The organism is Rhizobium sp. C4 (assembly GCF_021026315.1).
Taxonomy (GTDB): domain Bacteria; phylum Pseudomonadota; class Alphaproteobacteria; order Rhizobiales; family Rhizobiaceae; genus Ensifer_A.
Genome location: NZ_JAJNCX010000023.1, coordinates 23,404 through 30,872, shown reverse-complemented (window position 1 = coordinate 30,872; position 7,469 = coordinate 23,404). Strand labels below are relative to the sequence as shown.

Sequence of the window (7,469 nt, the reverse complement as noted above, 5' to 3'; positions counted from 1 at the left end):
CCGACGCTCAACGGACGTGATCACTTCAATCGGATGCTTCGTCATAGGACTACTCCTAGTGTTTGCACTAGGACTTCCGATGTTCACGCCAATCTCGCAAGGCGGCCCTCACCGGAGGCGTACGGCGTAGAACGTCGGCCGCATCAGTACCTGGGGCAGATTTGGCGGCGGAGATTTGGGTTGGTTTCGAGGATTTGTTCGTAAGGGAGTTTATCTGACTGGAAATGGCGTTGTGCCATAACCTTGTTACTGCTCTTGACGGGACTCGAACCGCCAACCCGTCGTTTGCCGACACGGCTGCGCCAAATTTCAATGTAGAGCCCGCTGCTTGCTCTCGGGAATGGCTGTTAGGGGCCGGGAGCCGAATGGCGGGTTTGGTGTCAAAACGTTGCTGAAGCGGACATTCATACACTTAACTCAGCATTGGTTTTTCCCTGAGAGGCGATCAGATGATCGATCAGGGCACGCAAGCGTAACGGCTCCCCACGCGAAGAAGGCCAGACGAGGAAGAATTCTCCCGTCTCGTGAACCTCGTCCTCCAAAATCCGAACAAGTCTGCCGGTTTCGAGATCGTCTCTCAAGATGAAGTCCGGAAGCCAGGCGATGCCTAAACCGGCGAGCGCTGCGCTACGCGCACCTTCAATTGCATTAACAACGATCCTCGGTGGCGAAAGTGTCAACTCGTTTCCCTGACGTGCGCGCCAAGGCTGGAGCTGACCCGTCATACTGAACCGATAGGCTATGCGATCATGACTTTCGAGATTTGCAAATTGTGGCTCACCGCGCCGTCTTAGGTAATCCGGAGACGCGAAAAGCCCATGATAGAAGGGCCGAAAGCGTCGCTGCTTGAGCGAGCTATCGCGCAAAGGTCCGTTACGGATAACCGTCTTGGGACGACAGCTCGCCCGGGCGCTCTCCTGCAAGGCGAGGCCGCCACCGCTTCCTCCGACAAAGTTCGGGCGACTGTTATCTACACGACAACGACGGGGCCCGTGAAAAATCGGCATGCTAGGGCGCTAGCTGACGAATCCGCGGAAGCGGGGGTGAGACTTGTGCGGACAAAGAAGATCCCGCTCCACGGCAAATTCGTTGCCGTGGACGACGACGAAATCGCCGTCACCAGTTTGAACTGGGCGTCTGCCTCTGCAGACCCTGATTTTCCTTGGGGCGAGATTGGCGTCCAGATCCACTCGGAAGGTTTGGCAGCCTCGGTTTGCCAGCAACTTGAAGCGATCTTCCCAATGTTGAAAGAAGGAGCCGACAGTGAGGAAGAGTGATTGCCCCTAAACGCATCATATCCGGAAAATCGAAGAGGAGGGTCTGCAAGTGGAACTTATGTGTGTACAACATTTCACTGGACAGCCATCGCGAAAGCTCACCATTGTACACTGACGTGGGCCCTTTGAGCAGGGCGAGCGTGCTCGTTTGAGGGGGGCGGCACATTGCAGGCTATACATAAATATTGCAGTGCAATTGATGGGGCGTATTTAAATAGCCTATGACTTCGGTGCGTTTTTTGATTGGTCACGCTTTCGAGCTCGAGGCGCCTTGGGCTTGTCCGCGCGATACCAGCGGTTTCCAATCTCTTTGAAAGACACCTCCAGTCCCGTGACTTGGTAGGGCGCGCAATTGATAACGTCAGCGTCATCCGGATTGAACAGGACGATGTTCAGACCCTGATCTCCAAACTGACTTTTATATCCGATCGCATCATATCCGGCGTTTTTGAAGACCTCCGCAAGAATCTGGGTTGGCACATAGTCCGCCATGTCGTCGGACCGCGTCACAGGCTGCGAAAACGCATTATCGATCGAGATCCAGACTGCTTTCTCCTTATCTTCTGCAGACATCGGCTTCTTGTTGAGGATGTGCCCAAGGATGAGGTTGAGGTGCGACTTCCCATGGCCTTGCGACAGATCCAACGCCCGGAGCTTCCGCTTTAGTTTGAATTGTGCGACGGAAACCTCGGCGCCCACCCAGGGACGGATCTCCGAAATCACATTCTGTTCGGTCGTCCCGAGGTAGAGCACCGACATACCGGCAGGGTTTGCACGGCCTTCCGTCGATCTATTTGGTCGAGGTTTCATCCGCTCAGCGCCATAACCGTATGGTTCCTCCGGTCGGTTCTTACTCGGCGAATAATAGTCGATCCCGGCTTGCGCACGAAAAAGAACCATTCCCTCGCGCAATTCGACATCACGATCCTTGATCGTCGCCAGGACGGTGTCCACGAAGGCGTGCACGGGCGCATCCCAAACGTAGCGCCGCTGATGTCGGACCTGGAACGCGAAATTCCGATAGCTATCGTAAGACGCAAACTCAGGTCTTGAAGGATCGTCCAGATCGGTCGTCGTCATTATGAAGCCTCGTTCGAAAAATGCGCGTCACCATATTGTTGGTAAAGATCGGCTCACTATCAGTCGCGTCTCGCGCTGCTCGTCCAGTTTTCAAATCCGCCTGAGACGAAAGCCGGACCATCACTGTTCCGCCGTTTTAGCGATTTCTCTACCCCAAGATCTATGAAATCAGAGATGTTCGAGCCCTGCGCGCGCACGACGTCGTCGACAATAAGCGGCTGCCCTCCGATCAACTTGATCTCATAGTCTGCCTTGGAAATTGAAATAATCGGCACCTCAACGAGGGCGGAGTACAAAATGCCCGCGATATCAACCGACATCGGTACCAAGATCACCTCTTGGCTATCGACCAAAGCATCATCTGGCCACCGGGGGAAAAACATGTTCACCCCGGGTGTTGAGCCCAGAGCCAACAGTTCGGCGTTGTTCTCAACCCACTCATAGAATGACGACAATCTTATTTGGCCGCGAGCACGACGCTGAGATCTATCGATAGCATCACTGATGCGGCGCAGCACTGATGCCACAGGAATCCAATGGGAAAATGGGCCCTTGTCGGATGAAATCTCCAGCGGCAAACGCGCTTCACCGAAATGAATAGTGATTGTTTTTTCGTCCCGAGCAAGAATGGCACCGAGCTCCACAATCGAGACAGCCTCGCCCAATTCGACGTCGCGCTCTCCCGAATAGTCGAAGTTAAAGCCTGCCCAGCCTTTCTCAAAATCGAGGTTTACTTCGAAAAAACTATTCGCGAACCGGATCTTGTTTCCTTCTGCAAATGGTGGAGCGATGAAAACATCCACACTGAAAGCGACCCACTCCCCTGCCGAAGCCTCGAACTCTATCGAAGCCGAAGACAACGGTGGGGCATCCATCGCGAGGATTGCGTCACGGATGTAGAGTTGATCGTTTTTCAAAGGTATCCCGAACCTGCGCCGCTCAATGGTCAGGTCATTCACTTCAATCTCGCGGGGTCCGCCGAGAAAAAGCTCCCCGAGCTTGTGGCGAGCATTTTCGCCGGGGATGAAGAACCGTCCAACGGTCGGTTCGTCGTCGAACCCGCAACTCTCTCGGTAGTCAATCTTGCGGCTGACATAGCTGGTCGGGTCACTCCCGAGTATGTCGTGGAGGCTTGCCGAAAGCCCTTCTCCGTCCGGGCCGATTTCCACACCGCGCGTCAGGGGAACCGGAACTTTGACGGTATGGATTGCTCGGTTTCCGGCCGCTTCTTGCTCGCGGACTGCGCGCAATGTGTCAGCAATCACGCCATTGTCGATGGGTATGACTACCCGCTTGGCCGATCGTCGCGAGCCCTTTGTGTAGTAGAGCACAACGATCGCGGCCGGCAAATCAGCGTCTACGAGATGCTTCAGGGCAGATAGCTTTATGCGTGGAGCCCTCGATTGTTGTTCGGTGGACTTGACCTGGATCAGGAACTTCGGGAGCGAATTTTGCTGGTCGAGGGGACGATCGGCGGAATGATCCGGGATTGCTTCAAGGAGAAAATCCCAACCCAGCCGGTCAGGGTCCGGCTTGTGCGCTATCAGATGCTCGGGCTCGCACCATCCTACCAACTCGTTTTGCCCGCGCGTCCCGGGATCGGATTTCATAGTTCTGCCTTGCATTCAGTTTGAATTCATCGCCAGCTATCGTTCAAGCCGAACACGCAGTCGGCGAGCCCGCTCCCTGAATGCCGCCTCACCACCTTCGAGGATATCGCAAACATCCTTGCGCATATCTGCGTCTTCGAGGCCTCCGGACCGATAGGTTATCGGCGGCAGCTCACCTGGCGCGTGATGTCCGGACCTCGCGACAATGATCTGATCCGCATCGGTATTGATCACCAGATTTGCATTATGGGTCACCATTATGACCTGTCGCTTTTCCTTGGCAGCGACGAAAAGCCCGACGAGCTCATCGAATATGGATTTTGGATCCAGGTTCTCCTCGGGCTGGTCGATGATCAGCGGACGTTGATCCTTCTCATCGAGCGCCAGATAGAGAAGCAGGAGGACGATTCCGCGCGTGCCGGGCGACAGCTTCGTGATGTCGGTTCCTTCGTAGTCGATTCCGTATTCAATCTGGATATGATCCGTGCTGAACAGCCATTTGGCAAAACGCATCAGCCAGCCGCGATAGGCGGAAGCATCATCATCCGCAACGTTTGCCACGGACATCAGCTCATCCTGCCATTGGTCCGTGAAGTGCTGAATAGCTTTGTCGATGGCAGCAACGTCGCCGTTCTCCCATGCATGCTTGATATGGGTATTCGCCCACTTTTCAATTGACCCCTTACCCTTGAAGTCCCCGCCGCGACGGAGATCGAAAAGCTTCTCACCCGACGCAGCCCAGTTCTTGACGTCGGCCTTGCGAGTTGCCGAGAACGACAGCTTGCGCAAGGTGCCCTCGGCTGCCTGCAGGCGATCGACCAAGGGTTTGTAGAGATCACGAAGGACAGTCTCTTCAGAAATGATTGAACCGAAGACCCGCAGATAGGCATCTTTCCGGTTGCCGCTCAGCGTCCGCATTCGTTCGGCGGCACCTTCAGCATCGGTCAAGCTTGTCTTCAGGTTTTCGATCTGTGAATTCTCTTCGGCGATCCGTCTCACCAAATCGCCAAACTTCTTGGCAGTCTCAGTATCGATGTTGATCAATGACTGAAGGCGAGCAGATTCGACTTCGAGTACCGCAAGCGAGCACGATTTTGGATCCACGTCTGTGCCTACATAGGACTGATTTGGATCTGGATTGGGGGCCGGCTTCGTGCCCCGCCAAGTGGCAGCGCTTTTCTGAGCCGCCGATAGTTTGCTTTTCAATGCAGCATCGACGTCGCCATGATATTCGAGGAGAAAAGCTTGCCAGTCGTTATCGTCCAACCTTGCCGCGACATAACTTCCCTTCGTCACTCTTAGTGCCTCGGGAGCCTTGTTCTGGCGAAACGCGGACACCTCGTCCTGCAGCGACTGGATTGAAGTCTCCTGGTTTACGAAATACCGGACTTTCGATCGGACGGTTTCGACGGCATTGGCGATTTCAGTCAGTCTTTCCGCACGGGCCTCGCTGCCCTTGGTGATGAGCTTCTCGCGATCGCCCTCGAGCCCCTTTACGGTCAATTCCTTCTGCTTGATCTGCTGTTTCAGACTAGCTATTCGCCGGCGCTTGTCACGTTCCAGACCGATCTGATCGGATAGAGATACTATCGCCTCAGCGTCCCGTTGTCGCGCGAGCCGGAAGCGCTCAGCGCGAAGTTCGAGCAACTGATCGAAACGGAAAGTACCATCCTTTTCCGGATGCGCATCGAAGATCACACGCTCGATCTCGGCAAGCAGCGCGTCGGTCACACCGTCTGCCGAGCAAAGCTCCTCGACGAATTTCTGAGACAGATACAAGGCACGCGCTGATCGCCCATCCAGTTCGGGATCGTATTCGTAGTCGAGAAGTGCCCGCTCTGAAGGATCGCCGCTACCCCATTCGATTTCCACGGACGCGTCGGTCAGCAGATCGCCGGCGCGAACGAGAAACGAGGCTGCACTTAAATGTTGAGAGGCAGCATCGCAGCCCGCAGCGATAGCGTCGGCCAGGGCCGTTTTTCCGGAACCCCGTGCGCCAATAATTGCAACCAAGCCAGCATTAAGGTGTATTTCAGGGGTCTTGGCCCACTCGGTATTCTTTATCGTAACTCTCGATATGACCTGGGATGGCATGGCGCGCGTTGGCGGCGCCACTCCGACGTAGGCCCGACCGCTCGGATCAATCGCGGCCTGTTTCAACGTGTCGAAATGCGCCCCACCCTTCACCCAGGAATAGCGGTTGCCGTCGGGGGCGCCGATTTTACTGTTGTCGTGGGCATCACTACCATGCAGGCAGGGCTTCAATCCGCCGTATCGGGTCCGGATATCGGACTCAGATGTCTTTCGTCCCAGCCAATATTCGCGCTGGCTGCTGCTGCTCGAAAAAATGATGTCTGCGAATTTCTCAACTTCCTGTCGCTGAGCGCCCTCAGCCTCCCCCCGCATGCCGGACGTACCATCGTGTTCGCTTCCAGCAACTGCGATCAGGATGTTTTTTCCAGCCCATTCAACCGCGCGATATAACTCAACCAGCTGTTCGAAGCCAACCTTGAACTGCGTCGCACCGCGAGACAGTGCCGCGCGTCCAGAAAGACTGCCGTCAACCTTCATTCCAAGCCGGGTAAGGCCTTCGGGCGTACAGTTGAAGCGGTCACCAAATGCGTCGAAGGTCAGCTGTGAAAGGAAGCGCTGCGTCGCCTCTACGTGATCCGCCTCTTCTGGGTTGACGAGAAGATGGCAGTTTACCCAGTTTCCTTTCACGGTCCCGAAAGCGAGACGCAGCTCGACATTGGGGAAAATCAGGTCCACATCTTTCAAACGGCCGTCGCGGTACTTGGCCTCGCGAATTTCTTGATAAGTGTCCAGAAGATAGTAGTCGGTCACCCCAAGAGCCCGGATCGTCGGGGACGCCGCTTCGATTTTGCCAAGGTATTGTTCCCGGCTGTCCGCCCCTTTGAATTGGTCATTCAAAACCGTACCCGGAGCATGAATGTGTGGCTCCCACCTGAGCCATCTCGATCCCGAATTTGTCATCTATCCCCGCGACAGTCTTTCCGCATAAGCGGACCCACAAATATGCAAAATTTAGAGATGGGCCTTCGCCCATATCAATGCGTTCAACGCAGCAGCCTTGGCGTCTTCCTGGGTGGAATAGTTCTTTTTGCCCATTTGCCTGCCGTCTCGATCTCGCCGCGCGACGGACACCCCAAAGCCGGCGCCTCGTTGAAAGACGGTCAGATTAAAACCTTCGGTGTTGAGGTATAAATTTCCATGCCGGGACAATCGCCACTCACGCTTGCCCCAGGTTGTCCGACGTCTGGACAGCCGGCGAAGTCCGGCCTCGCGTTCACGTGGTCGGACGTAGTCGTTTTCCATGTGTTCCGCACAAATGCAGCCCACGGCCAATGTGTCCGGATAATCCGGGTGCTCCATATAGTGGACGTATCGGATATCAACGCTCTCACACATCTCGCATTCCTGTGAGGGTTCTTCGAGATCGTCCACGGAAACGCAGTGCCACCCTTTATGGGGAACCCCAGAG

6 protein-coding genes are annotated in these 7,469 nt (G+C 55.3%); 1 reads left to right on the top strand and 5 read right to left on the bottom strand.

What is annotated here, in order from left to right:
- Positions 1-404: 404 nt before the first annotated feature.
- The gene (locus LQK84_RS23750) at positions 405-1,007 is read right to left on the bottom strand and encodes a LysR substrate-binding domain-containing protein (RefSeq protein WP_230831283.1); all 603 of its coding nucleotides are present in this window, start codon (positions 1,005-1,007) and stop codon (positions 405-407) included.
- A gap of 87 nt (positions 1,008-1,094) precedes the next feature.
- Here LQK84_RS23750 and LQK84_RS25385 point away from each other — a divergent pair, with 87 nt between their 5' ends.
- Positions 1,095-1,277 (top strand): hypothetical protein, encoded by a 183-nt coding sequence (locus LQK84_RS25385; protein ID WP_442967012.1) that lies wholly within the window; start codon positions 1,095-1,097, stop codon positions 1,275-1,277.
- Positions 1,278-1,496: 219 nt separating this feature from the next.
- Here LQK84_RS25385 and LQK84_RS23740 read toward each other — a convergent pair whose 3' ends face one another.
- Genes LQK84_RS23740 through LQK84_RS23725 form a run of 4 tightly spaced genes read right to left on the bottom strand, consistent with a single transcriptional unit; the run spans position 1,497 to position 7,432 of the window.
- Positions 1,497-2,357 carry an RES family NAD+ phosphorylase gene (locus LQK84_RS23740; RefSeq protein ID WP_230831281.1) on the bottom strand — a complete coding sequence of 287 codons (861 nt, stop codon included), beginning with the start codon at positions 2,355-2,357 and terminating at the stop codon, positions 1,497-1,499.
- A gap of 59 nt (positions 2,358-2,416) precedes the next feature.
- The gene (locus LQK84_RS23735) at positions 2,417-3,967 is read right to left on the bottom strand and encodes a hypothetical protein (RefSeq protein WP_230831280.1); all 1,551 of its coding nucleotides are present in this window, start codon (positions 3,965-3,967) and stop codon (positions 2,417-2,419) included.
- 36 nt (positions 3,968-4,003) lie between these two features.
- The gene (locus tag LQK84_RS23730; protein WP_442967011.1) at positions 4,004-6,961 is read right to left on the bottom strand and encodes a TrlF family AAA-like ATPase; all 2,958 of its coding nucleotides are present in this window, start codon (positions 6,959-6,961) and stop codon (positions 4,004-4,006) included.
- A gap of 51 nt (positions 6,962-7,012) precedes the next feature.
- Complete coding sequence (locus tag LQK84_RS23725; RefSeq protein ID WP_230831278.1) at positions 7,013-7,432, bottom strand: hypothetical protein; 420 nt, start codon at positions 7,430-7,432, stop codon at positions 7,013-7,015.
- Positions 7,433-7,469 lie beyond the last annotated feature (37 nt).